At 45.5% G+C, this 22,582-nt stretch carries 23 protein-coding genes; 13 read left to right on the top strand and 10 right to left on the bottom strand.

Features of this window, described 5'->3' with window-relative positions:
• Window positions 1-11: 11 nt before the first annotated feature.
• Complete coding sequence (locus tag QUA70_RS00720) at window positions 12-1,799, bottom strand: cellulose-binding protein (protein WP_333344602.1); 1,788 nt, start codon at window positions 1,797-1,799, stop codon at window positions 12-14.
• Window positions 1,800-1,803: 4 nt separating this feature from the next.
• Here QUA70_RS00720 and QUA70_RS00715 point away from each other — a divergent pair, with 4 nt between their 5' ends.
• Window positions 1,804-1,974 (top strand): hypothetical protein, encoded by a 171-nt coding sequence (locus QUA70_RS00715; protein WP_333410278.1) that lies wholly within the window; start codon window positions 1,804-1,806, stop codon window positions 1,972-1,974.
• On the opposite strand, the gene QUA70_RS00710 is transcribed toward QUA70_RS00715, so the two are convergent.
• Window positions 1,971-2,471, bottom strand: coding sequence for a DNA-binding response regulator (locus QUA70_RS00710; protein ID WP_333344603.1), 501 nt, complete (start codon window positions 2,469-2,471; stop codon window positions 1,971-1,973). The genes QUA70_RS00715 and QUA70_RS00710 overlap by 4 nt on opposite strands.
• 227 nt (window positions 2,472-2,698) lie before the next feature.
• On the opposite strand from QUA70_RS00710, the gene QUA70_RS00705 reads away from it, so the two are divergent.
• Both QUA70_RS00705 and QUA70_RS00700 read left to right on the top strand, forming a co-directional pair.
• Window positions 2,699-2,914 carry a hypothetical protein gene (locus QUA70_RS00705; RefSeq protein WP_293269880.1) on the top strand — a complete coding sequence of 72 codons (216 nt, stop codon included), beginning with the start codon at window positions 2,699-2,701 and terminating at the stop codon, window positions 2,912-2,914.
• A gap of 196 nt (window positions 2,915-3,110) precedes the next feature.
• Window positions 3,111-5,501 (top strand): dynamin family protein, encoded by a 2,391-nt coding sequence (locus QUA70_RS00700; protein WP_333344606.1) that lies wholly within the window; start codon window positions 3,111-3,113, stop codon window positions 5,499-5,501.
• 76 nt (window positions 5,502-5,577) lie between these two features.
• On the opposite strand, the gene QUA70_RS00695 is transcribed toward QUA70_RS00700, so the two are convergent.
• Window positions 5,578-5,841, bottom strand: coding sequence for a DUF4926 domain-containing protein (locus QUA70_RS00695; RefSeq protein WP_333344608.1), 264 nt, complete (start codon window positions 5,839-5,841; stop codon window positions 5,578-5,580).
• Window positions 5,842-6,004: 163 nt separating this feature from the next.
• The gene (gene argB / locus QUA70_RS00690) at window positions 6,005-6,916 is read right to left on the bottom strand and encodes an acetylglutamate kinase (RefSeq protein WP_333344609.1); all 912 of its coding nucleotides are present in this window, start codon (window positions 6,914-6,916) and stop codon (window positions 6,005-6,007) included.
• 246 nt (window positions 6,917-7,162) lie between these two features.
• Between argB and QUA70_RS00685 the strand changes: the two genes are divergently transcribed.
• Window positions 7,163-7,954: an HAD family hydrolase gene (locus tag QUA70_RS00685; RefSeq protein ID WP_333325331.1), complete on the top strand. Its 792-nt coding sequence runs from the start codon at window positions 7,163-7,165 to the stop codon at window positions 7,952-7,954.
• Window positions 7,955-8,024: 70 nt separating this feature from the next.
• Here QUA70_RS00685 and mreD read toward each other — a convergent pair whose 3' ends face one another.
• The 3 genes from mreD to QUA70_RS00670 form a co-directional block, all read right to left on the bottom strand.
• Entirely contained in the window at window positions 8,025-8,591 is a 567-nt protein-coding gene (gene mreD / locus QUA70_RS00680; RefSeq protein WP_333325334.1) for a rod shape-determining protein MreD, read from the bottom strand.
• On the bottom strand, window positions 8,588-9,394 hold the full coding sequence (gene mreC, locus QUA70_RS00675) for a rod shape-determining protein MreC (protein WP_333325337.1): 807 nt from the start codon (window positions 9,392-9,394) through the stop codon (window positions 8,588-8,590). Before mreC ends, mreD begins: the two co-directional genes overlap by 4 nt.
• Before the next feature lie 87 nt (window positions 9,395-9,481).
• Window positions 9,482-10,489 (bottom strand): rod shape-determining protein, encoded by a 1,008-nt coding sequence (locus tag QUA70_RS00670; protein ID WP_333325339.1) that lies wholly within the window; start codon window positions 10,487-10,489, stop codon window positions 9,482-9,484.
• Between the two features lie 330 nt (window positions 10,490-10,819).
• Between QUA70_RS00670 and QUA70_RS00665 the strand changes: the two genes are divergently transcribed.
• From QUA70_RS00665 to QUA70_RS00630, 8 genes are all read left to right on the top strand, one after another.
• Window positions 10,820-11,179 carry a single-stranded DNA-binding protein gene (locus QUA70_RS00665; protein WP_190663675.1) on the top strand — a complete coding sequence of 120 codons (360 nt, stop codon included), beginning with the start codon at window positions 10,820-10,822 and terminating at the stop codon, window positions 11,177-11,179.
• A 47-nt stretch (window positions 11,180-11,226) separates the two neighbouring features.
• Window positions 11,227-11,748 carry a tetratricopeptide repeat protein gene (locus tag QUA70_RS00660; protein ID WP_333059932.1) on the top strand — a complete coding sequence of 174 codons (522 nt, stop codon included), beginning with the start codon at window positions 11,227-11,229 and terminating at the stop codon, window positions 11,746-11,748.
• A gap of 79 nt (window positions 11,749-11,827) precedes the next feature.
• Window positions 11,828-12,499, top strand: a complete 672-nt coding sequence (locus QUA70_RS00655) for a hypothetical protein (RefSeq protein WP_333325347.1) — start codon at window positions 11,828-11,830, stop codon at window positions 12,497-12,499.
• Window positions 12,500-12,570: 71 nt separating this feature from the next.
• Window positions 12,571-13,875, top strand: a complete 1,305-nt coding sequence (locus QUA70_RS00650; RefSeq protein ID WP_333344611.1) for a TldD/PmbA family protein — start codon at window positions 12,571-12,573, stop codon at window positions 13,873-13,875.
• Between the two features lie 242 nt (window positions 13,876-14,117).
• Window positions 14,118-14,942, top strand: coding sequence for a DUF3153 domain-containing protein (locus QUA70_RS00645; protein WP_333344613.1), 825 nt, complete (start codon window positions 14,118-14,120; stop codon window positions 14,940-14,942).
• A 201-nt stretch (window positions 14,943-15,143) separates the two neighbouring features.
• The gene (locus QUA70_RS00640; protein WP_333325355.1) at window positions 15,144-15,533 is read left to right on the top strand and encodes a LapA family protein; all 390 of its coding nucleotides are present in this window, start codon (window positions 15,144-15,146) and stop codon (window positions 15,531-15,533) included.
• A gap of 73 nt (window positions 15,534-15,606) precedes the next feature.
• Entirely contained in the window at window positions 15,607-16,422 is an 816-nt protein-coding gene (locus QUA70_RS00635; RefSeq protein WP_333344615.1) for a segregation/condensation protein A, read from the top strand.
• Window positions 16,423-16,736: 314 nt separating this feature from the next.
• Window positions 16,737-17,897, top strand: coding sequence for an NDP-sugar synthase (locus QUA70_RS00630; protein ID WP_333325360.1), 1,161 nt, complete (start codon window positions 16,737-16,739; stop codon window positions 17,895-17,897).
• A 101-nt stretch (window positions 17,898-17,998) separates the two neighbouring features.
• On the opposite strand, the gene speA is transcribed toward QUA70_RS00630, so the two are convergent.
• The 3 genes from speA to QUA70_RS00615 form a co-directional block, all read right to left on the bottom strand.
• Window positions 17,999-20,008, bottom strand: a complete 2,010-nt coding sequence (speA, locus tag QUA70_RS00625; RefSeq protein ID WP_333325362.1) for a biosynthetic arginine decarboxylase — start codon at window positions 20,006-20,008, stop codon at window positions 17,999-18,001.
• 303 nt (window positions 20,009-20,311) lie between these two features.
• Window positions 20,312-21,463, bottom strand: a complete 1,152-nt coding sequence (locus QUA70_RS00620; RefSeq protein ID WP_333325365.1) for a helix-turn-helix domain-containing protein — start codon at window positions 21,461-21,463, stop codon at window positions 20,312-20,314.
• Window positions 21,464-21,621: 158 nt separating this feature from the next.
• Window positions 21,622-22,212, bottom strand: a complete 591-nt coding sequence (locus tag QUA70_RS00615) for a DUF3611 family protein (RefSeq protein ID WP_333325367.1) — start codon at window positions 22,210-22,212, stop codon at window positions 21,622-21,624.
• Window positions 22,213-22,379: 167 nt separating this feature from the next.
• On the opposite strand from QUA70_RS00615, the gene QUA70_RS00610 reads away from it, so the two are divergent.
• Window positions 22,380-22,550, top strand: coding sequence for a hypothetical protein (locus QUA70_RS00610; protein WP_333325369.1), 171 nt, complete (start codon window positions 22,380-22,382; stop codon window positions 22,548-22,550).
• Window positions 22,551-22,582: the final 32 nt, after the last annotated feature.

Genomic DNA, 22,582 nt, shown 5'->3' with positions numbered 1-22,582 from the left:
CCAATTCCTCATCATCCCCCTACAGCACACCCATCCCACCAGCAAGGATTCTTATCAATAAAATCCATCAAGGCATCATACTTAGGCGAACCCTTTTGTTCAACATACTCCAAAGCCCCCCAACTTCCCCACTTACTAAATGAACTCACGTCCACAAAGTGCATGAAAAGACTGCCTCCAGCTTGTTTCCAACTATTCAGTAATTGGGTGTACATATCATACATTTCTGGACGCCTATTTAATTCCATAAAAAACTTGGTCAGTTTTTCGTTATCCTGAACTCCTTCAATACCTACAATATGTTGACCCCCCTCGTAAACAAATAACTTGAGACCTTTCTTTTGAGCCACATCTAAGAAATACCTAAAGTCATTATCCACATCGGGTAAACTATCTTTGAACCCCGGCAGTAACCCGCCCTCTTTTAATTGCTTAAAAGCTTTGCCAAACCCGCCATCGGCGTCATTCAACCAAGATTCGACTGTGCTGACACTTTCTTTCCCGCCCAAGTTGCCACTAAAATATCCCGCTATAGCTACGGCATCAATCCCGTGTTGATAACAAGGTTTATTGCCCTCAGCTACCCAATAGGAACACTCTAAAGAATAAGTTTCTAAGTCTCTCCAGGCTCTTTGAGTTCCTAACACGCAGACAACTCGATTCTTTTGATCCCCAAAGACGCCTTTCCATATATCGCACATTTGAGCACTACGCATTCCGTGCCATTGCATAAAAGCATCGCCTTTATCTCCCCACCTCGCTTTACCTTGTTTCAAAGCATAAGTTGCTTGTGGAAATGACCAATTCCAAACCTCATTAGAATACTCTACATAAACTTTCAGCTTTGGATCTAAACTATCTTTGACCATTTTAGCAAAGTTAGTCATATATTCATCCGTAGCCTGATGCGGCATATTAAACCAGGGTTCTTCTTGGACTTTATTAGATAAATTCACCATAACTTCTATGGGAACATTTCCTCTGTAAGCATAGGATACACTCTCTGGTTTAGGTCGGTTTGACCATTCTTTTTGTTCAGAACCATTTGTCCCCATCCAGTCCATAAAACGCAATACTCTAAATTTTTTAATCTTGTCTATAAACAGCGGATTAAATATTTCACCATTTTGATAAAGCTGTTCATCTTGCGAGTGAACAACTTTAATATTGCGGATATAGTTCCCTGTTTTCTTGGGATCGGTAGCAGTAATTATAATGTAGATGCCTCCGCCTTGTGTGGCATCTACATTAATGATATCCCTCCCAGGTTTCGACGCAGCCTCATCTTTTTTGGCATCAAAGCTATATTCGAGCGCACCTTCACCCTCATAAGTAACAATATATTGTCCTGAAGGATAGCGATTGGGGATTTCCCTAAGTAATAGCGTACTTACCCTAGTATATTTAGGAGCATCTTCGGGGGATGGAAGAGACTTTACCCACCCATTTTCATCAAGATTTAAAAGATTATACTCCTCTGTATCCCATTCACCTTTACAGTTTGGTTGTCCGCTGACGCATTGAGTTATCCATTGTCTCGAAGATTTGAAAGCATCTAAAAAGGGTAATTGTGTGGAGTAGTCAGCAATACCATTAAGCCCAACTCCTAAAGAAGAGCGAGAATTTGAGGTATTTTGTACATCTGCCCGCACAGCTACTGTGTTATCTACTTGCCGTACGGGTGTGGGAGCAATATTAGTTGTTAAAGCCCAACATCCGGGAATAAAAATGACAAAAATTAAGAAGCCCAGCACAAAACCCAGAGCTTTTTTGTTCGATCTGATACTTAATCGAGACATAAATTTGACTAATTTGATTGTTTTAGGTAAAATCGTAGCGAGTGAGGCAGTTTTAATTTTGATATTTTATCAAAAAGTTCCTTCTCAAACTATCAGCTATAAGATTATTAACATTTTTGTCTCTCAGTGGAGGGGCGAGATCCCTTTCTGTCCCCAAGTGCGATCGCCCATCTAACCGTCTTTATCCAAGTGTTCGGTTTTCGGAGCTTCTGAAGTTGAGGGGAATTCTAGTCGAATGTTAATATCAATTGATACTGTACTTTCTTTAAAACCTATATTAACTATTTTTACTAAGGCTTCTGTAGGTACAGAATTATTTATTTTAAATTCAGGAGAAGACTGAGTTTTATATCCGGCTTCTTCTAGCCGATCGCAAATATTGCGCCAATTTCCTACAGGTTCGTTAGGTACATCTGCGATTTTTTTAACATATTGGTATAAAGTTTTACATAAATAAACCTCTGCACTTTTGGAACTCTGAAACAGTTGGCGGGCGATTTCGGCGGGGCTGCAACCGGAAAGCAATCCTCGCAGGTAGAGTTTTTCTGTTTCTGTTAGTCCCCTGCGCGATCGAGGAGAGATTTGCCGTTTAGCTTCTGCAAAAGCTTGGTACAGCCTTTCTAAGTCCCAGTGTTTGGCGGCTTCGGCAAATAAGTCTTCCTTTGAGGCCATTTTCGGGTGTGGTGAGATGTGGCTAACGATAGCATAACCTAAATTGCTAGCGTTTGTTAGTTGTTTGCTAACAATAGGTAGTCTAGTATTAAATTACCGACTCATCGTCTAAGTGCAAATACTTAGAAAAGCGGGAAAGTGCGATCGCGATCTTTCAAATTTTGCCTGTTTAGTTAACTTTCGTTAGTCAAACAGTTAGTTTTTGTTCCTTACACTGAGGTATTTCAATGGCTAAAGGTGATGAAATAGCGAAAGCGGCAGGTTCCGCTGCTGCGGGTGCTGCTGCGGGTGCGGGTGTGGTAGCTGCTTCAGGTTTTACGGCAATTGGTGCTATTGGTGGAGGTGCTGGTATGGGTGCTGCTGCTGGTCCCGTTGGTATAGCCGTAGGTGCATTAGCAGGTTTGGCATTTTACGGGATTAGCAAGGCTCTTTCTGACGACTAAACAGTGATTCGCGCCAGGGACTTAAATTTCTGGCTAATAACTCAAGTCGGTTGTTGATATTGAGCGCTTGTTGCACGAGTCCGCCAGGAGTTTAAACCCCTGGCGGATAGGTTGGTAAGCGCCCAATCTATATCAATTTGAACCGCGAATTTCTAGCTCTAACTTAGCCCGTCCCTCAACTAAAGAGTGTCAACTTATGTCTTCTCAAGAATTTCAAGCAGCATACACCAGCATTTACAGTACAGGCACTTTCCTCTTACAATATCTCAAAGAATTCCGTGACGGACTCCGCATTCAGGGAGATGAAAGTCAAGGGCTACAAAGCATTGAAGATGAAATTAACAAAGCTTTAAAGGCTTTGCAAGATCAGAAATATCAAGTAGCCGTCATTGCAGCAATGAAAGCTGGCAAAAGCACCTTCTTAAATTCTATCATCGGTGCTGATGTGCTGGCGAGTGAAACGGCCGCCTGTACCATCTGCCGTACAGATGTCCGACACATTAAACCGGGCGACACTCCTAAACTTTTAGAGTATCGAGAAGGACAAAAGAAACCAGTCATTCTTGTTGAGGGTGACGCTGGCGAAATTCAGCAAAAATTCTTGCTGCGTACCCGTGAAATCAGAGAAAAAGGAAATCCTGATAACACCACACGCTTTGAGATAGAGCATCCGATTGAAGCAATTAGCCAATTATCTTCTCTCACAGGCTTTACCTTAGTTGATACTCCCGGCCCTAATGAGTGGGAGTCTGCAAACTTCAACATTAATGCACTGAAGCAAACAGCACTAGAAGCACTGCGAACCTGCAATGCCATTCTGTTTATTTTAAACTACGCTTCCTACAAAGATAATGCAGTTGCTGATTTGTTTAAGGATGTTGTTGAAAATCGTAAGGATTTTATAGCTGAAAACACGGGAAAAATTTACTTTATTTTGAATAAAGTTGACCAAAAAACAGAGAGAGACAAAGAAATTGCTGATGTCATCAAAGATTTAGAGCGAGAGTTAGCTGGCTTTGGCTTTCGCAATCCAGTTATTTACCCTGCTAGTTCTCGACAAGGACTTCTAGCGAAACTGATTCAGCAAGGAAAAGCAACTGAAAAGGAGATAAAAGATTTTGAGGATTTCTTTAGTGCCAAATATGCTGACAGAGATGAAAAAGGTAGGAGAGTAATTCCTTTACCTGAAGAGATTGCACCAAGAGCTTTGCAAGATAGCGGTATCCTGAACATTCAAGAAACAGTAATTCAAAAGATTACTCAAAATTCTGGCTGGAATTTATTGAGTGAGGTGGTGGCAGAAATCGATAAAGCTGCTAACGCAATTGAAGATACTCTGAATACAGAGATCCGGGGTTGGGAAATGGGGATTGAAGCCCTCAAGGAAAAAGTAGAAGACTACAGGAGACGCTCAGAGAATGCGAGGTACAAAGTTAAATCTGTAGAAAAAGCTGTCGAGCAACAAAAACAAATACTAATTGAAGGATTTAGTCAAGGCATTGATAAATTTGCCGAGGGAGCTAAAGAGCAGATAGCCAGTGAAATTGATAAGATTGCAGGATCACGTTCCGCTAACTCTCCAAACCCAAAAAAAAGTGAATTTCGTTCCCACCAACTCCAAAAAGTTGAAAAAATGGGCTTCCTCGGACAAATAGTGGGAGAAATTGGAGAAGCACTATTAGGATTTATCCCTGTTTTTGGTGAGGGATTAGGCAAAGCATTCAAATTGAGCACATCTCTCTGGGATAAACTGAGTGAAACTGTTCCTGACACTTTCAATGCTTCTGTCTCTGAACAAGATGATAAGCCTGAAAAGTTCGATCCATACATTATCCGTTGTAAGACTCAGACTGAAGCTCAAAAAATCCTAAAAACTATTAATGATGTTTGTGCGCCAAGTATTGAAAGTTGGTGGATAGATACTCAAGATCAGCTAGTTCGAGAGGGTACTAGCATCCGAGAGCAGTTAGCCGAGAAGATTCAAGAAGATATTCAAAAAATATCTGATGAGTTATCTAATTATTTGGGTGATGCTTTACAGGTGAGACTGAATATTAACCCGATTCAGTTTCCGAGTTTTGATTTTCCCGGAATTGATGCAGGGATTCAACGTCAAGTTGAGGTATTTACCAGGACTGAAAAGATAACTGAGGTTAAAAAGAAAAGCAGGACAAAAAAATCAAATAGTTTATGTAAGGGCGATAAGACTTACACGATAGACGTTCCTATTGAAAAAACAATAGAAGTTCAAGATCAGCGTACTATCTATCAAGTTGACTTGCGCCAAACTGTAGAACAAATCAAGCAAAAAATTGATGACAATGTATCAGGAAGCCAGTTGCTTTTAGTTCGGGTGATTGAGCAACAAGTTTCTACGGATTTTAAAAGTGCTGAACGGCAAATCAATGATTATATCAACAGGTTTCAAAATGACTTCGATCGCGTTTTGAAGGAACGAGAAACGAAAGAAGCAGAAGCGCCGGAAATTCTAGCTCGTCTTGAGTATCAAAAAGCCAAGCTTATTGACTACCTCAGTCAATTAAGTTCGATTCGGGAATCTCTCAATAGTTGGAAGCCAGTTAAGTAAAGTTAGAGAAAGTGCGATCGCCCTTTTCTTCCAAAAGTGCGATCGCCCTTATCTAACTTCTATTCTCCTCACATTATTAAGCAACTGCAAGTTCATATTGCAGGACTAAAATTTCATCGGCTTTCAACATAGCCATAGCATATTCACTGCCTTGACTATCAGCAAACTCCACTAAATACTGACATTCCTTTCCCGTATCATACACTTCAACAATAGTTCCCACAAGTCCAACTGGCAAACTAGAAATAGATGCGTATTCTGGTTCCACTAGCGCTAATCGCGTATTTGAAATCGGCGTGAGAATCGCAACAGAATCCAAAACTCTCAAATGTTTTATCATAGTTTAATAAAATCTGAAATCCAACAACGGTTAGAATTAGTTGAAGTCATTTCCCAGAAGTACCTTCTTAAGCTTTATAGGGGCAGGTTTAGTTAGGAGCTACGCGATCGCAGCGAGTTTACCTCTTTCACGCACCCGCCCTCCCCACGCTAGGATTTACCCCTTACTTAGGCCTTAAGTTCGCGCCACTAAACTCCGAAGCAACTATCATCGACCCAATCCCCGCATCCGTAAATATTTCTTGCAGCAAAGCATGAGGAATTCGACCGTCAATAATGTGAGCACCCTTCACACCCTGAGCCAAACTCCGCACACAACAATTAACTTTTGGAATCATCCCCCCAGACACAACTCCCGACTCAACCAACTGTCTCGCTTCCTGAATATCTAACTTAGCAATCAGACTCTCTGGTTTGTGATAATCCTCCAAAATTCCCGCCGTATCAGTCATCAAAATCAACTTTTCTGCTCCCAAACCAGCCGCAATTTCCCCAGCCACCGTGTCAGCATTAATGTTGTAAGATTGACCGGTTTCATCGGCTGCCACGCTCGACACCACCGGAATATAACCGCTGTTCACCAAAGACTCCAAAATCTGAATTTTCACGCCACTGACTTCACCCACAAACCCAATTCCTTCCCGGCCATCTGGACGAGCTTGAATGAGATTGGCATCCTTGCCACACAATCCCACTGCTTTGCCGCCAGCTTGGTTGATTAACGAAACAATTTCCTTATTTACTTTCCCCACCAAAACCATTTCTACAACTTCCATTGTCGCCGCATCAGTCACCCGCAAACCATCCTTAAATTGCGGCTCAATGCCCAATTTTTCCAGCCAAATATTAATTTCCGGGCCGCCGCCGTGAACCACAACCGGACGCATCCCCACGCAAGCTAGCAGCACAATATCCCGAACCACCTTGTCTTTGAGATTGCTATCTTTCATCGCCGCACCGCCATATTTGACCACAATTGTGCGACCGGCAAAGTGTTGAATGTAAGGCAGTGCTTCGGACAGCACCTCTACTCGATTAGTGTCCGAATTCCTAACAAAATCGCTTTGTTTGAGCATGGGTAAATTACAAAAGACTAAAAACTTAATTCTAAACTTTAATGGCTAAAGCACATATCAACAGCCACAAAAATCACTTTTTCCCTTGAATTTATCCACGCGCAGGCTCGATCGCCCTTATTGAACCCAATCCTCAAAAACTTAATAGGTTTTTTTAATAACCTCATTTAAAATTATGTATTATAACTTATACATTTTTTGCTAAAGTCAAGAAATGTATAACTCCCTTGATTTACTTAACGTTTTATGTTAACTGCTGTCGCCCAAGACTCCGAAAACCTTCAGTACAAGCTACCATCAGAGGCTGACTCGTCCCCCCGGATGACGGTATTTTGCGATTTAGACGGGCCCATAGTCGATGTGTCCGATCGCTACTATGCCACCTATCAACAGGGATTAGCCGACACTCAAGCAGCTTATCTTGCTAGGGGAATCAACCTCAACATCCAAATCCTCAGCAAACAGCAGTTTTGGCAAATGAAACAAAACCGAGTACCCGATGCTGAAATCGCCAAAAGTTCCGGCTTGTCGGGAGAAGAAATTCACGTTTTTCTCGGATGCGTCAGTCAGCTTGTCAATCAACCAGACTTGTTGCACTTAGATCGTATCCAGCCAGGAGTGCAATGGGCGATCGCACTTCTGCACTCCCGTGGCGTGCGGCTGATTTTAGTCACCCTGCGGCCGAGAAATCAAGCCGTTCAACTGTTACAAAATTACGGTTTAGCCAGACTGTTTACTAGCATTCGCGGAACTCAGATGGCGGATGCCGCCTATCACAACTATACAGCCTTAAAAACTGAATTGTTGGCTGAAGTTGCAGAAGAATTTGAGTCATCCCTGGGTTCGGCTTGGATGATCGGAGATACAGAAGCAGACATCCTAGCAGGACAAGCATTAGGAATACCTACAATTGCCGTTACCTGCGGAATTCGCAGCCGCTATCAACTCCAAAAGCACCAGCCTAATTTCATTCTCAGCGACTTGATTATTGCCGTTCATCACTTATTAGGTTCCGGTCAACAAGTAATAGTAGAATGACGACAGTTAACAGTAATTAGTTAACAGTTAACTGTTGACTAAGGACTCATGGCTGATGACTAATGGCTGACTAAGACTTTTCTAAAGTCCTGGTCATTTCCCACAAGCGATTGAGCGGAAAATACATCACCGGAGCCCAAAGACTGCTAAGAATGGCAGAACACAAAGCCACTCGCTGGTGATAGCTCCAAATTTCCAGTAAAGCCCGATCGCCCATAGCAAAAAATTGTAGCCCCATCACCGTTTCCGCTACCACCGCCATCCCAAAAACAATTAACGCGATCGGAATCGGATCTCTCTCAACAATATCTGCCGGAATCGACCAGGTTTTCTGCAAAACAACTGTTAAGACTCCTACAACAACTAGACTGACAGCATGGGTGGGATGAGGAGCCGTCATCGCATCTTGAAGAAACCCCAAAACCAAGCCCATGCTAGCAGCTCCCCAAACTGTACGTTTCCGCTTAATACTCCAAGCTACCAACCAAATTAACAGCCAGTTCGGTCCAATTCCCAACAATTCCATTCCCGGCATCCGAGTGGGCAATATCAGTATGCACAGCATCACAGATAGAAATGTAACGGCGAAATTGAGAAATTGGCGCGATCGCGAAGACATCCGAGATAAAGCTTTCATTGTTGCTGTGATCCCTCAGATAGTGCAGAAGATTGACCCTCCGAGTTCGTCGGTTCGGCTTGCTTAGAGTGGGGGTAAACCACCGCCCACTCCAGAGCATTCATCGGTGCAGAGAACTCAACAACAGCTTCTGGAGCCGGAGTTTTATTCATATCCACCGAAACCACTTTTCCGACCGGCAAACCAGGAGGGAACAACTGACTGTAAGAAGAAGTTGAAACCACATCCCCAGGCTTGACATTGGGAACATTCTCAAAAAACTCCATCACAGCCTGATTTCCGCCTTTCCCGCGCATAAAACCCATGTGACGACTGCGGGTAATTCCCACACCCAATTGACTCGTAGCGTCGCTAACTAACAGCACCAAGCTAGTATTAGGAGTAACGCTGACAACCCTGCCTACTAAACCGCCGGGGCCCATCACAGTAAAATCTGTTTTAATGCCATCGTTACTGCCGCGCCCCAAGGTTACTTGCTGCCACCAGTGGTCGGCGCTGCGACCGACAACAGGAGCTACAATCCCTGTAGGTTTCTTAGCCGAAACGTAACCTAAAAGCTCTTTTAGCTTCTGATTTTGATTTTCTAATTCTAATAGCTGCGCTTGCAATTCTTGAGTACGCGCCGAGATGAGTTCCTCTTGCCCAGAGCCGTTGGCGTGAAACGGACGAGTCACCCAATTGTAAACTTCAAATACGGCAGCACCTTGTGTTTGTCGAACTCCCCAAGCGGCAGTTACAGCTAAACCTAAAAGAGCAATTTGCAGTCGCAGATCCCACCACTTTCGGAATGTATTTTTTAGCATAATTTCAGTAATCTAAAATTGTTATGTCAGGATTTTAGATTTGAGATTGCAGCCGTATTTCTAAATCCACAATCCCAAATTTTTTAACTACATATTGCGCGACGACTGCCCGCTAAAAACCCGTTCCAACTGTTTGTTTTCCAATACCCTACCAGTTCCCAAAACCACGCAGCACAGCGGATCTGCTGCCACGTGAGTGACAATTCCTGTTTCGTGACTGATCAGAGTATCTAAACCTTTCATCAGCGCGCCACCACCAGCCAGCATAATTCCCCTGTCAATAATATCTGCTGCTAATTCCGGAGGGGTGCGTTCCAAAGTACGCTTGACAGCTTCCACAATTACTGAAAGCGGTTCCGACATACTTTCGCGAATTTCTGGGCCTTTGATAGTAACAGTTCGCGGCAAACCAGACAGTAAGTGCAAGCCCCGCACTTCCATCATTACATCGTCATCCTCTGGAGTTGGATATGCAGAACCAACCTGAATCTTAATTTCTTCAGCAGTGCGTTCGCCAATGACCAAATTGTGAACTTTTTTCATGTATTGGACGATCGCCTCATTGAGTTCGTCGCCGGCTACCCGCACAGACTCACTGATCACCGTACCTTGCAAACTCAAAACCGCAACTTCCGTCGTACCTCCGCCGATATCTATAATCATATTGCCAGTCGCCTCAGCAACAGGCAGTCCAGCCCCGATCGCCGCAGCGATGGGTTCATCAATTAACCGTACTTCTCTAGCACCGGCCTGAGTCGCCGCCTCAATGACAGCACGCCTCTCGACTCCGGTGACACCGCTGGGGATGCCAATAATTATCCGCGGCGAAACTAAGCTTCGGCCTTCGTGAACTCTGCGGATAAAAGTCTTAAGCATCAGTTCCGCCGTATCGAAGTCTGCAATTACCCCATCGCGAAGCGGGCGCAGTGCTATGACATTCCCTGGCGTGCGCCCGAGCATTTTCTTGGCTTCTTCTCCAACAGCCAGCGCTATTTTTAAATCTTGGTCGATCGCCACTACAGAAGGTTCCTGCAGAACAATACCTTTGCCCGATACATAAACGAGCGTGTTAGCAGTACCGAGGTCGATACCCATATCTCTAGATAACGAAAATCGATTGAGAAGACCCACTGATTCGTACCCCCCCCAAAAACTAAAATACTATTGTGTGCAATAATGTTGTTACAAAAGTGTAACCGAGGTGGATTCTATTACGTTTTTCATCCTGAGTCTAGTCAGAAATGTACATTGTCGAGCTCAGGTTGAGCGCAGACTCGCCAATCATCCACTATCAATATGTTCTGCTAACTGCGTGTACAATCAGGATGAAGCCTCACAAGCGTTGTTCCAAGTTCAGTTTGGAGGCTAATGCGCGTGTGGACTGTTTAACTACATCACCGATCGACCACATTCCCAAAAAAGTTTATGAGTCTTAATGTTGTGACTTTAGTAGGCCGCGTCGGCGGCGACCCGGACGTGAAGTATTTTGAGTCGGGTACAGTTAAGTGTAGTTTGACCCTGGCAGTGAACCGCAGAACTAAGAACAGCGATCAACCAGACTGGTTCAATCTGGAAATCTGGGGCAAAACAGCGCAGATTGCTGCTGACTACGTTCGCAAAGGCTCTCTAATTGGCGTAACAGGCTCTTTGAAGTTCGATCGCTGGCAAGACCGCAATACCGGTTCAAATCGCTCGAAGCCGGTAATTAAGGTAGACCATTTAGACTTGCTCGGTTCCAAGCGCGACAACGAGTCGGGTATGTCGCAACACAACAGCGAATTCTAGTGTTTGGGGAATTGGGGAAGTAATATTTGTGAATTGGGTGGGTGCTTGTGACTTCAGAAAAGTTAGAAATTGTTCAAACTGAGTACCAAGCTGGGCAAGTAGCTTTTGAGAGTGGCCGGTATGCTCAAGCTGTGCAGAGTTTAGAAACAGCTACCGGTTTAGTCGATCGAAATTCCCGGTTGGGCGGCGAGGTGCAGATGTGGCTAGTGACAGCCTACGAAGCCTCTGGCAATACAGAAAGGGCGATCGAGCTTTGCCGCAAGCTCACCCGCCATCCCCGCCAAGAAACCCGCCAGCAAGCAAAGCGCTTGCTGTTCATTCTCGAAGCTCCCAAACTTACTATCCCTCCTGAATGGATGGTGAAAATTCCTGATTTGGCAGCTTTAGATGAAAATCAATCAATCAGTTTTCAAGCCAATCCAAACGCTGATATCAAGTACGCTAAACCCAAGCCAGTCGTACCAGAGCCTGTAGATTTGAGTCAGGTTAATACGAAAGATAATAGGTTTATCTGGGTGGCGTTAATTGCGATCGGGCTAATTTTAGGCGGCTTATTTATTAGTTATTAATCATTTTTTCATTCCCACAAACTCTATCTCTAGGGTGCGCCGGGCGGCGCACCTTACCCCTACTGAGAGAAGTTAAGCAATGCCTTTTAGCAATTATAAAAGTATCAGCGCGGTCGCCAAAGAATTCCAAATTAATTACCTGCGGGATAATTTCATTGTCGAAACAGAATTTGCAGTCAGCGAAGTTTTTCGGAATGAATTAGAATTGATTTTCAATGAGGGAGTATTTGACAACTCGGAAATCGCCATTTGTGAAAATATCATTTATCCTGTATTAAAAGAAGTTTGGAAAAATTATCGAAGTAATTTTCTCCTTTGGAGCCACCAAACCTTAGTCTATAATGAGAATCTGTCAGGAATTCCAGATTATATATTGGCGAAGCGCTCCCCCCTTGGCACAGTAGTTTTTGACAAGCCCTATTTCATATTAGTTGAAGCCAAGAAAGAGAGCGCATTTGATGAAGGATGGGGGCAGTGTTTGGCAGAAATGATCGCCGTGCAGCGACTTAACAATCAACCAGAACAAACTATCTTTGGTATTGTTTCTAATGGGGCAATGTGGCAGTTTGGCAAGCTCAAATTAGAAAGGTTTACTCAAAATAAATTTTTCTATACAATTCAGGACTTAGAGCGACTCTTTGCAGCCGTTAACTATGTTTTTAAACAGTGTGAATTACAATTAGAGGAGAAGGAAGAAGGAAGGAACGACACTGATTTTGACACGGATACACGGATTAATTATCGAGCATGAGGCAGGAGTCAGAAGTTGAATAGCGATAATTGCTAAAATAAAAAAAAGACCAAACCAGAAAGGCGATTATTGTGAGCGATTCAACCATAGAACAGATTTTGAAATTGGCCTCTCAGCGCGCCGATGCGGCTGAAGTATACTACCTGTCAAGTCAAGACACCCCCATAGAATTTGAAAACAATCGTCTCAAATCCCTGCAAACCAAAGCCCTGCAAGGCGTTGCACTGCGACTGATTTACCAAGGCAAAATCGGTTTTGCTAGTTCCACAGATTTAACGCGGATAGACGATTTAGTAGATGCAGCGATTCAAACAGCCGAAATCGGCGACCCCGCAGAATTTGAACTCGCCTCCAACTTCCACCTAAAAGGCCCGGAAACCACCTACACTCCACCCACAACTCAAGAATTAGTCGAAAACGGCAAAAACCTCATCGAGCAAGTTCACGCTTACAATCCCGATATTATGGTAGATGTCGGCTTTCACGTCCGCAGCGGCAGAGTGAAAATTGCCACAACGCAAGACCTGTATGCCGAAAGAAGCAGCCAAATAGTCAGCGGCTCGATCACGGGAAATTTGGTAAAGGGAGAAGACTTTATGCAAGCATACAGTTACGACGTAGCGCGCGATCGCCCCCTAGACACCGACAGCATCCTCCAATCACTCCTCGAAAAATACCGCCTCGCGGAACATTCAGCCACCATCAGCAGCGGTTCCTACCCAGTATTATTTACCCCCAATGCCGCCGCTAGCACCCTCGGCAGCCTATTTGATACCATCCTTTCAGGTCAAGCAGTAGTTCAAAAAGCCTCTCCCCTAGCCGACAAAATCGGCGAAACCTTATTTGACGAACGCTTTACCTTTTTTGAAGACCCCACTTTAGGCCCTTCTGCTTGTCCCTTTGACGACGAAGGTACACCCACCACCCGCAAAGTCTTGATAGACAAAGGTACTGTCACCGGATTTTATTGGGATCGCAGGTGGGCCGCTCGCGCCGGTGTAGAATCAACCGGGAACGGTTTTCGTGGCGGATTGTCTCGCCCAGGCCCGGATTTGACTAACTTTTGCATTTCCCCAGGAAATACCGCCACTCAAGACTTGATTGCTAGCATGGACGAAGGTCTAATAGTAGAGCAGGTTTTAGGAGCCGGTCAGTCCAATCAGTTAGCTGGAGAATTTTCTGTCAATTTGGACTTAGGCTATAAAGTAGAAAAAGGCAAAATTGTCGGCCGCGTCAAGAATACAATGGTGGCAGGCAGCATTTTTGAAGCCTTTAAAAATTTGGCAGATTTGAGCAGCGAAGCCGAATGGGTAGGCGGTGCAGCCTATTTGCCGAGTATACTGTTTCAACAGTTGGGTGTAGCTTCGAGGCAATAAGTTCAGTGCGGTTAATTCTAGGTGACGCTGATACTGTTGCTAGAAAAATCTTAGCACTCACCTCAAAAAAACCTGGTTTCTGCCACAAAGCATCTGTGAAATCGCCCTTCGGTAGCCCCTAAACCGGGTTTTTGGGATGCGGTTCGCAAGTCCAGACGTGGAAATAAAAACACATAAATACTGCCGACAATTCAACGCTTTGCTAATTCATGCAAATAGGGAAAAACAGGGAAAAAGGTACAATGAAAGAGCAAAATGTCAAGGATGGAACTCGGAAGAAGAAAAAGCAGTTTTTCTTTCTTTTACCTTTGGTTTTTTGCCTTTTAACTCTAGTGAGTGGATGCGTTCAGTACGATGTCGGGGTGAACTTTGAGAGTCAAACTCGTGGCGAAATCGTGCAGCACATAAAACTGGGGGAAAGGTTGACGAGCTTCAGCAGCGAAACTGTTGCAGAATGGTTGAAAAGCGTAGAACGCCGGGTGAGGTTGCTGGACGGAAAAACTAAACGGCTTTCCCCCACAGAAGTTCTAGTGAAGATTCCTTTCAATAATGGAGCAGAGTTGCAAGACAAGTTCAACCAATTTTACAATCCGATCGCACCAACCACCAAATATCGGGTCGCAAGTCCGCTAGAAACCGATTTGCCGAAGTTTGAATCTCACCTTAGTGTCAAGCAGAATAATTTGTTATTGGTGCTGCGAAATCGGTTGAGTTTGGAATTGGATTTGCGCTCTCTTTCACTGCTTTCTTCTAATGGCAGCCTGCTGCTGAGCCCGGGGGGACTTTTGGAGCTAGACTTTAGCTTGAACACGCCTTGGGGCGCCGAAAGTATTGAAACTGTTGCCGGTGCGCTGGTTCCCGAAACCTATCAGCAAGGAAAACAGTTAGTTTGGAAGCTCAAACCCGGAGAAGTTAACTATTTGGAGGCGATATTCTGGATTCCCAGTCCTGTAGGAATTGGGGCGCTGATTATTGCCTTATTTGTAGCGGCGGGCATTGCTTTGAAATATCAAATATTGCCAGCACTGGGAATCGGTAAGAAACCGCAAAACATCGGTCAAACCTAAAGAGGATATGTCCTAGAGGGGCGGGTTAACCAATATCTTCAATCCACTCTCAGAACTCCCATAAACCCGCCCCTCCCCGGATATTATGGTTAATTGACCCGATTTGATATTATCCAAAAAAACTGAGAATATCTGTCAAAAAACAGTTGACAAATGGTAAATAATTTGCTTAACCTGAATTGAGAATTAGGGACAGAGAAAATGCGATCGCTAAATTTCTTCTTCATCTTTCTGATTTGCTTGGCTCTAGTATTATTCAGCATCGAAAATACAGAGCCAGTCGCGATTCAAGTTATCAAAGGCGTCCAAGTTAAAGCTCCGCTGTGCGTCGAACTAATTGTAGCGACTGGATTAGGGGCCACACTAGCGTGGCTGTTCAGTCTGTGGTCGAGAATGCAGCGAACCCTCGCGTCGCGCCAACAACTCCGCCAAGTTCGGGAAAAAGAGCAGCGGATTCAGGAATTAGAACAAAATCTTGAACGCTATAAAGCCGAAGTAGAAGTCCAACAACCTTTGTTAGAAAGTGCAGAACCGATAAGTTTAGAAATAGCAGCCATTGAGGGTACAACTGCTGAAATCACCGCCACTTAACTTGATATGCTCTCTCGTTTTCCGAGAGAGAAAATCAAAAATCTAAGATCTAAAATATAAAATCTAAAATCGAATGGCCGTTTCCCGAGACCAAGATGGTTTAGAAACGATTTCCGAGGGGATCGCAATTTTAATTGACCTAGCCGAACGGGGAGAAATTGATCCTTGGGACGTTAAGGTAATTGAAGTGTTCGATCGATGTTTGAGCAAGCTTACGAACGCCTGCGATGCGGATCAGAGTAAGGATTTCTCCGATTTGTCCCACTCCGGCCAAGCGTTTTTGTACGCTTCCATGCTGGTTTTGCTCAAAGCAGAAAGTATCGTCCTCTCAGAACCCCCCGCGAATCCCGACTCGGCCGACGAGGCGGCACTCGAAGACGCAGAGCACTCAGGAGGGCGACACTTGCCCCAGCATTTGGAGCGGCAATTGCGCCGTCGTGGTGTAGCTCAACTACCGCAAAAACGCCCGGTAACTCTCCCAGAACTGATTGAGCAGTTGCAGCTAATGAAAGCAGCAATGGAGCAGACAGTTACCCCCCGGCGTCGCCCTACCTCAAAAATGCGATCGCAAGCAGCCCAGGCTATCTTTGAGCTAGCTCACCAAGAAAATTTGGTGGAAACTGCTAGTGAACTCGATCGGTTTCTGGCAGAACGGGGTTCAGAAATTGACGAGGGTTGGCTGGACTTGGAACAACTGCTGGAACTTTGGCATGATAAGGATTTGCACTTCTCTGTCAGCCCAGAACACCCGGTATCGACTGGGGAAGTTCACTTGCCAAATCATGACCGCGTGGGTATCTTTTGGGCGTTGTTGCTGCTTTCGGCTCAGTCTAAAGTAGAGTTGCTTCAAGAGGAGTTTTATCAAGACCTCAAAATCCGCGCGCTTTGAGCTTGCAGGGTATTAGGTTCTCGGGCGAAACTAATAACTATGCCACTGCGTCGGTTAAAATTCCAGACAGAACCTCGCTCGCCGACATTCTGTTGCTGAGTCTGGGATGCGGAGAGCGAGAGTTTGAAGTTATTGCTGGTTCCCGATACCTGGTTTCTTAAATCTAGGTAAATTCGGAATAAATGATTGATAGCCTGGTACGATGTCGCCTATAAACAGGTCAGGATTTTGCTGTGATCGATCGATTCGATCGCAACCGCTAGCATCTAATTGTTGAGTTTATATCAATTAACAGAGGGTTGAGGAAGTTAAGAATGAAAGCGATGATTCTGGCGGCCGGTAAAGGCACTCGCGTCCGTCCCATTACTCAGACAATACCCAAACCGATGATTCCCATCCTGCAAAAGCCAGTGATGGAGTTTTTGGTTGAATTGCTCCGACAGCACGGATTTGACCAGATTATGGTCAATGTTTCCCACTTGGCAGATGTGATTGAAAACTACTTCCGTGACGGTCAAAAATTTGGGGTACAAATTGCCTATTCTTTTGAAGGGCGAATTGAGGAGGGAGAACTTATTGGAGAGGCTCTGGGTTCGGCTGGTGGCATGAAGCGGATTCAGGACTTCTCGCCGTTTTTTGATGATACTTTTGTGGTGCTGTGCGGCGACGCTTTGATTGACTTGGACTTGACTGCTGCTGTGAAGTGGCACCGGGAAAAAGGGGCGATCGCTACTATTGTTATGAAATCGGTTCCCCGCGAGGAGGTTCCCAGTTACGGTGTCGTAGTTACGGACGAGTCTGGCAAAATTAAAGCTTTCCAAGAAAAACCTTCTGTAGAAGAAGCTCTGAGTACCGACATCAACACTGGTATTTATATTTTTGAACCAGAAATATTCAAATACATCCCTTCGGGCGAGGAGTACGATATCGGTTCGCAGTTATTCCCCGCGCTAGTAGCAGCAGGTGCGCCTTTTTACGGGATTAGCATGGACTTTGAGTGGGTAGATATCGGCAAAGTTCCTGACTATTGGCGGGCAATTCAGAGCGTGCTGCTCGGACAAGTTAAAAATGTTTCGATTCCGGGAATTGAAGTGCGCCCCGGCATTTACGCTGGTTTGAATGTAGCTGTCAACTGGGATAAGGTTGATATTACTGGGCCTGTTTACATTGGCGGGATGACGATCATTGAGGATGGAGCAAAAATTGTCGGCCCAACGATGATCGGCCCAAATTGTTGGCTTTGCAGTGGCGCGACTGTCGAAAACAGCGTGATTTTTGAGTATTCCCGTTTGGGCCCGGAGGTGCGGCTGGTTGACAAACTGGTGTTCGGGCGCTACTGCGTTGATAAAACCGGGGCTGCGATCGATTTGCAAGCGGCGGCTCTCGATTGGCTGATTACTGACGCTCGCCAAGTTTTACCGACTCAACACGGAGAAGAGCGGCGGGCGATCGCAGAAATTCTCCGTCCTGAATAATTGGTAATTGTTCAAGGTAAGGTGCGCTAGGCGCACCCTACTTCTACATTTATGATCTCAGCTTTTAATTGTGGTAATGTGCTTAGGTGGCACCCTACATTTTAAGACTGAAGATAAGTATATTGGCTGAGACTCCGTTCGTAATTTTGCAGCAAAAGTTGGGCCTCGGAAAGAGTAATTTTATTTTGCTGCAAAGCTGCTTCTGTCTGACGGCGGATGCTTTCCACCAAATTTTCTGCATCGTACTGTACGTAGCTGAGGACTTCTTTCATAGTGTCTCCTTTCACAACGTGTTCGATATGATAGCCAGAAGGTGTTAGCTGAATGTGAACTGCATTTGCATCGCCGAATAAGTTGTGAAGGTTGCCCATAATTTCTTGATAAGCACCTCCCAAAAATAGCGCCAAATAGTAAGGTTCTCCAGGTTTGAGAGTATGCAGTTCCAAAACCGACTTCACATCTCGCAAATCAATAAATTGGTCTATTTTGCCGTCGCTGTCGCAGGTGAGATCGGCTAAAATACCGCGCTGAGTTGGTTCTTCATCGAGTCGGTTAATTGGCATTATTGGGAACAATTGGTTAATTGCCCAACTGTCCGGTACTGACTGGAAAACAGATAAGTTGATGTAATAAATAGACGCCATCACCTTTTCTAAGTCTTCCAAATCGTCAGATACGTATTCTTTTTGCCGCGCGATCGCCTGTATCTTATCGCAGCAAGCCCAGTACAACTGTTCGGTTTTCGCCCGCTCCGCAATCCCCAAATAGCCTAAGTTAAATAAACTGACTGCTTCTTCCTTGAATTGGATAGCATCGTGATAAACTTCTTGGTAATTTTCGGGACTGATAGATTGGTAAATTTCGTAGAGATTGCGCGGAATTTGGTGCGCGTTTTCATCTACTGGTTCTGGTACTTCTCTGGGGACATCGCTAGTACCGAGTACGTCAAAAACTAACACTGATTGGTGAGAAGCGATCGCCCGCCCGCTTTCGCTAATGATAATTGGAACCGGGATTTTGCGCTCGTCGCAGGCATCTTTCACTCCCGCTACTACGTCGTTAGCGTAGTTTTGCATATTGTAGTTTTTGGAAGCGTGGAAGTTTGTTTTAGACCCGTCGTAGTCAACGCCGAGTCCACCGCCTACGTCCAAGTAGTTCATATTAGCTCCCAATTTAGCTAATTCTACATAAATGTGGCTGGCTTCTCGAATGGCGTCTTTGATGACACTAATTGAGGAAATTTGAGAGCCGATGTGGAAGTGCAATAACTGCAAACTATCGAGCATTCCAGCTTTTTCTAGTTCGGCGACTGCGCGAATAATTTCAGGAATTGTCAAGCCAAATTTTGCCCGATCGCCCGTGGAAACTCCCCAGCGACCAACGCCTTTGGTAGTGAGTTTTGCTCGCACTCCCAAAATCGGTTTAATTCCTAATGCTTTGCTGGCGGCGATTGCGAGTTCTACTTCCTCTATTTGCTCCAGCACAATTACGGAAGTTTGCCCTAGCCGCTGCGCCAAAATAGCAGTTTCTATGTATTCGCGGTCTTTGTAACCGTTGCAAATTAATAAAGCGCCTGGGTTTTTTAAGGTCGCCAAAGCTATCATTAATTCCGGTTTCGAGCCGGCTTCGAGCCCGAAGTGATGGGGTTGACCGAAACGCACCAAATCTTCAATTAATTGTCGGTGCTGGTTGCATTTAACTGGAAACACACCGCGATAGACATTTTTGTAGTTGTACCGAGCGATCGCTCTGGCAAAACACGAATTTAAGCGCTCGATCCGGTCTTCCAAAATATCAGAAAATCGAATCAGCAGGGGCAAAGCCAAATTTCGTTGTTTGAGGGATTCTACCAGTTCGCACAAGTCGAGGGAACCGCCGCGATCGCCCTTGGGAGACACTGTAACGTGGCCGGCTGCATTGATCGAAAAATACGGTTCGCCCCAACCTTGAATTCGGTAGAGTTTCTCACTATCTTCTATTGTCCAAGATGCTTGTGGCAGTTGAGCCGCCGTTACCAAAGCACTGTCTGGTGCCGCCAAACTCGTGACTGTTGGCGAGTGAGTCGATAGCGGATCGAGATCGGGGAAAGCAGCGGTGGCTGGGGAACTCATCTTATCGGAAACCTCTTTTAGGAGTGGTCAAATAGATAGTTTATCGCACATATCGGGTTTCCTGATGCAGTTAAAAATTCACTTTGGGTGTAGGGCTAGGCGATTTTAGATTTTAGACGCGAGATTTTAAAATTGACTCCACAGATGGATGAAGGTGGGGGATTCAACTAAAATCTAAACGGTGATTGCTCTCCACTACTCATGTTTTCAAGTAAGTATCCCTATGCAGGTGAACTCTGAAACTGGGTTTCAGAGTTCACCTGCGCCAAGAGTGTTGTCGGGCGATCAATCGCCCGACACACACTAACCAAAAATCACCTCCGGCGGCGCCATGTCAGCCCCCACGATCATTACCCCGTTACGGTTAGACTTCTTCAAACCCGGTTGAGGTGCTTTTTCTGGAGTCTTCTGAGCCGGTGCAACTGAGGCTGGCGGTGTCACCTGCATGGGAGGTACTGCCTGTGCTCCTGGCACCACGGGTTGCTGCGACAGCCAACCCAAACCCCCTACAGCCCCAGCCATCAAAGCGGTGTAGCCGATGTACAAATGCAGCGGACGCATTTGAAAGCCTTCGGCTGAGTCGGAATCGGAAACAGACACATACATACTGGGAATTGGGCTCGGAGCGGGTTTGGGCAAAGCATTCGCCATAGCGCTGCCGTCTAGTCCCAAGGCGTCGCCGAGTCTGCGGATAAAACCTCTAACGTAAATATCTTGGGGCAGTTTGTCGATTTCCCCATTTTCGATCGATTCGATGTGGTGCAGCGGCACGAGAGTTTGACTGTGGAGTTGCTGCAGGGATAGGGAGCGAATTTGCCGTCCCTTACGCAATTCTCCACCCAACTCCCGCAGGCACTCTTCTCGCTGTTGAACGGCTAAAGCTGCTTCTTCTTCCTTTGTGAGTTTTTTCGGCTTTTTGGGAAAACCGAACCCTGGGAAGGATTTTCCGGGGACGGTGACAGTTGCAGGTGCAGCCGACTCGACTTTAATTTCGTCTTGGGGCGCTTGTTTGCTGTCTTCAGAAGTGTTAGTGTCTCGATCGGAAATTTGAGTGTCGGACTCGGTTTGGGGGGGTGCTTCCACACTAGCGCTGCGCCAATAGAAGACAGGAACAGCTACTGGTGGCTCCAATTCTTTAAATTCTGTCACCGTCCCAATGCCGGGAGTTACAGCACCAAAACTCTCTTCGGCTACTTGCGGTTCAATTTTGTTTTGTTTGGGAAACCGATCAAAGGCGAGCTTGACGGCTTCTCTGCTAACTGCTCTAATTAAAATTTCGGCAGCGGAGGCTGCTTCGCCCAACATTGTTTGCAAGCTAGCGAGAGCCTGGCTATAGGTGTCGCTACAGAGGAGTTCAGCTTCTATTTGACCTAGGACAGAACGAAAACTTTCTTGAGAAATTTCAATAGTTGGGTGATCTGTCACCCCAAAATAAGCCTCGGGTTTCAGTGCCATGATATTCATGTTGTCTTGGTAGAAGGTATCTGAGTACGTTCTTCGACAGGTTGGCAGTGATTCCGGATGTCGGTTGGGGGAGAGTGGGAGTGTGAGGGAGAGTGAGAGAGTGAGAGAGTGGGAGAGTGGCAGAGGCGCAATTGCCACTTACCAATTGTCTATTGCTTGTGGATGCGATCGAGCAACCACAGAGCCCCGAAAATCCCGACAAAATGGGCAACAGTAGCGTGAGTATTGGCTAGTACCACAAATATATCTAGGGGCTGAATAAATCGACCCACATCGACTGCGGCACCGAACAAGGCTTGCGGCTGAGCTAGAGATTTGGCTAAGAGAGTGCCACTGATGGCTTCTGCGCCGATCAGCGTCAGCACCATTCCTGACAAGTTGCTCATCAGTGCCAGCCGCACCTCTTTGATGGTGTCTGCTTTTTTGGGGCGGACAGCGTTAGCGGGCGATCGCAGTTGTCTCGACAAGCGGGTGAAGCGGAAAGAGCGATATACGCTGTAAGCGAGTACGGCTAGCCCGCAAATAGCAAAAAATACGCCACCGCCGGTGCCGGCACTGGTTGAACCCGCAGCGGCGGTAGCGCTGGGGATGGCGAAGGGGATGGCAAAGAGCAAAATGATCGCCGCTACCACCGCTAGCACTAACTGTACCCAGAAGCAAACCCAGCCTGTTGTACGAAGGGCAAAGGCAACTCGCTGTGCGGCGATAGGAAGCTTATCGTTATCTAACTGATTAGTCATATTTTGAGCGGGTATAATTAAGTGGCTTTAGTTGGCTGCAGTTTTTTCTCTTCGGGGATGGTTGACGGCGGTTAACCCTCTTTATAATAGAAGTAGCAATGTTTAAGATTTGTAACTAACATTGGATTTCACATTTGAATAGCGTCGATCGCCAGGTACCCAAAGCAATGACACAACTACAACCCACCGTCACTCCCAAACTGGAACAGCCAAAGTTTGGCTTCAACAGCTACGCGGAACGCCTTAATGGTCGAGCCGCGATGATCGGTTTTTCTGTAACTTTAATTATCGAGTATGTCACAGGCCAGGGCTTGCTGTCCTGGTTAGGTCTCAACTAATTTTAGCAATGGCGCGGTCAGCCTTACACTTT

The organism is Microcoleus sp. LAD1_D5 (genome assembly GCF_036702115.1).
Lineage (GTDB): Bacteria > Cyanobacteriota > Cyanobacteriia > Cyanobacteriales > Microcoleaceae > Microcoleus.
This window is presented reverse-complemented; position numbering and strand designations above follow the sequence as displayed.

What these genes read in the sequence shown, in the direction of transcription:
- QUA70_RS00700 (WP_333344606.1), top strand. Translation starts at nt 3,111, where the DNA reads ATGTCTTCTCAAGAATTTCAAGCAGCATACACCAGCATTTACAGTACA.
- QUA70_RS00610 (WP_333325369.1), top strand. Translation starts at nt 22,380, where the DNA reads ATGACACAACTACAACCCACCGTCACTCCCAAACTGGAACAGCCAAAG.
- QUA70_RS00620 (WP_333325365.1), bottom strand. Translation starts at nt 21,463, where the DNA reads ATGGCACTGAAACCCGAGGCTTATTTTGGGGTGACAGATCACCCAACT.
- QUA70_RS00695 (WP_333344608.1), bottom strand. Translation starts at nt 5,841, where the DNA reads ATGATAAAACATTTGAGAGTTTTGGATTCTGTTGCGATTCTCACGCCG.
- QUA70_RS00640 (WP_333325355.1), top strand. Translation starts at nt 15,144, where the DNA reads ATGCGATCGCTAAATTTCTTCTTCATCTTTCTGATTTGCTTGGCTCTA.
- QUA70_RS00710 (WP_333344603.1), bottom strand. Translation starts at nt 2,471, where the DNA reads ATGGCCTCAAAGGAAGACTTATTTGCCGAAGCCGCCAAACACTGGGAC.
- QUA70_RS00720 (WP_333344602.1), bottom strand. Translation starts at nt 1,799, where the DNA reads ATGTCTCGATTAAGTATCAGATCGAACAAAAAAGCTCTGGGTTTTGTG.
- QUA70_RS00645 (WP_333344613.1), top strand. Translation starts at nt 14,118, where the DNA reads ATGAAAGAGCAAAATGTCAAGGATGGAACTCGGAAGAAGAAAAAGCAG.
- QUA70_RS00630 (WP_333325360.1), top strand. Translation starts at nt 16,737, where the DNA reads ATGAAAGCGATGATTCTGGCGGCCGGTAAAGGCACTCGCGTCCGTCCC.
- speA (WP_333325362.1), bottom strand. Translation starts at nt 20,008, where the DNA reads ATGAGTTCCCCAGCCACCGCTGCTTTCCCCGATCTCGATCCGCTATCG.
- QUA70_RS00655 (WP_333325347.1), top strand. Translation starts at nt 11,828, where the DNA reads ATGCCTTTTAGCAATTATAAAAGTATCAGCGCGGTCGCCAAAGAATTC.
- QUA70_RS00670 (WP_333325339.1), bottom strand. Translation starts at nt 10,489, where the DNA reads ATGGGTATCGACCTCGGTACTGCTAACACGCTCGTTTATGTATCGGGC.
- mreD (WP_333325334.1), bottom strand. Translation starts at nt 8,591, where the DNA reads ATGAAAGCTTTATCTCGGATGTCTTCGCGATCGCGCCAATTTCTCAAT.
- QUA70_RS00705 (WP_293269880.1), top strand. Translation starts at nt 2,699, where the DNA reads ATGGCTAAAGGTGATGAAATAGCGAAAGCGGCAGGTTCCGCTGCTGCG.
- mreC (WP_333325337.1), bottom strand. Translation starts at nt 9,394, where the DNA reads ATGCTAAAAAATACATTCCGAAAGTGGTGGGATCTGCGACTGCAAATT.
- QUA70_RS00635 (WP_333344615.1), top strand. Translation starts at nt 15,607, where the DNA reads ATGGCCGTTTCCCGAGACCAAGATGGTTTAGAAACGATTTCCGAGGGG.
- QUA70_RS00665 (WP_190663675.1), top strand. Translation starts at nt 10,820, where the DNA reads ATGAGTCTTAATGTTGTGACTTTAGTAGGCCGCGTCGGCGGCGACCCG.
- argB (WP_333344609.1), bottom strand. Translation starts at nt 6,916, where the DNA reads ATGCTCAAACAAAGCGATTTTGTTAGGAATTCGGACACTAATCGAGTA.
- QUA70_RS00685 (WP_333325331.1), top strand. Translation starts at nt 7,163, where the DNA reads ATGTTAACTGCTGTCGCCCAAGACTCCGAAAACCTTCAGTACAAGCTA.
- QUA70_RS00615 (WP_333325367.1), bottom strand. Translation starts at nt 22,212, where the DNA reads ATGACTAATCAGTTAGATAACGATAAGCTTCCTATCGCCGCACAGCGA.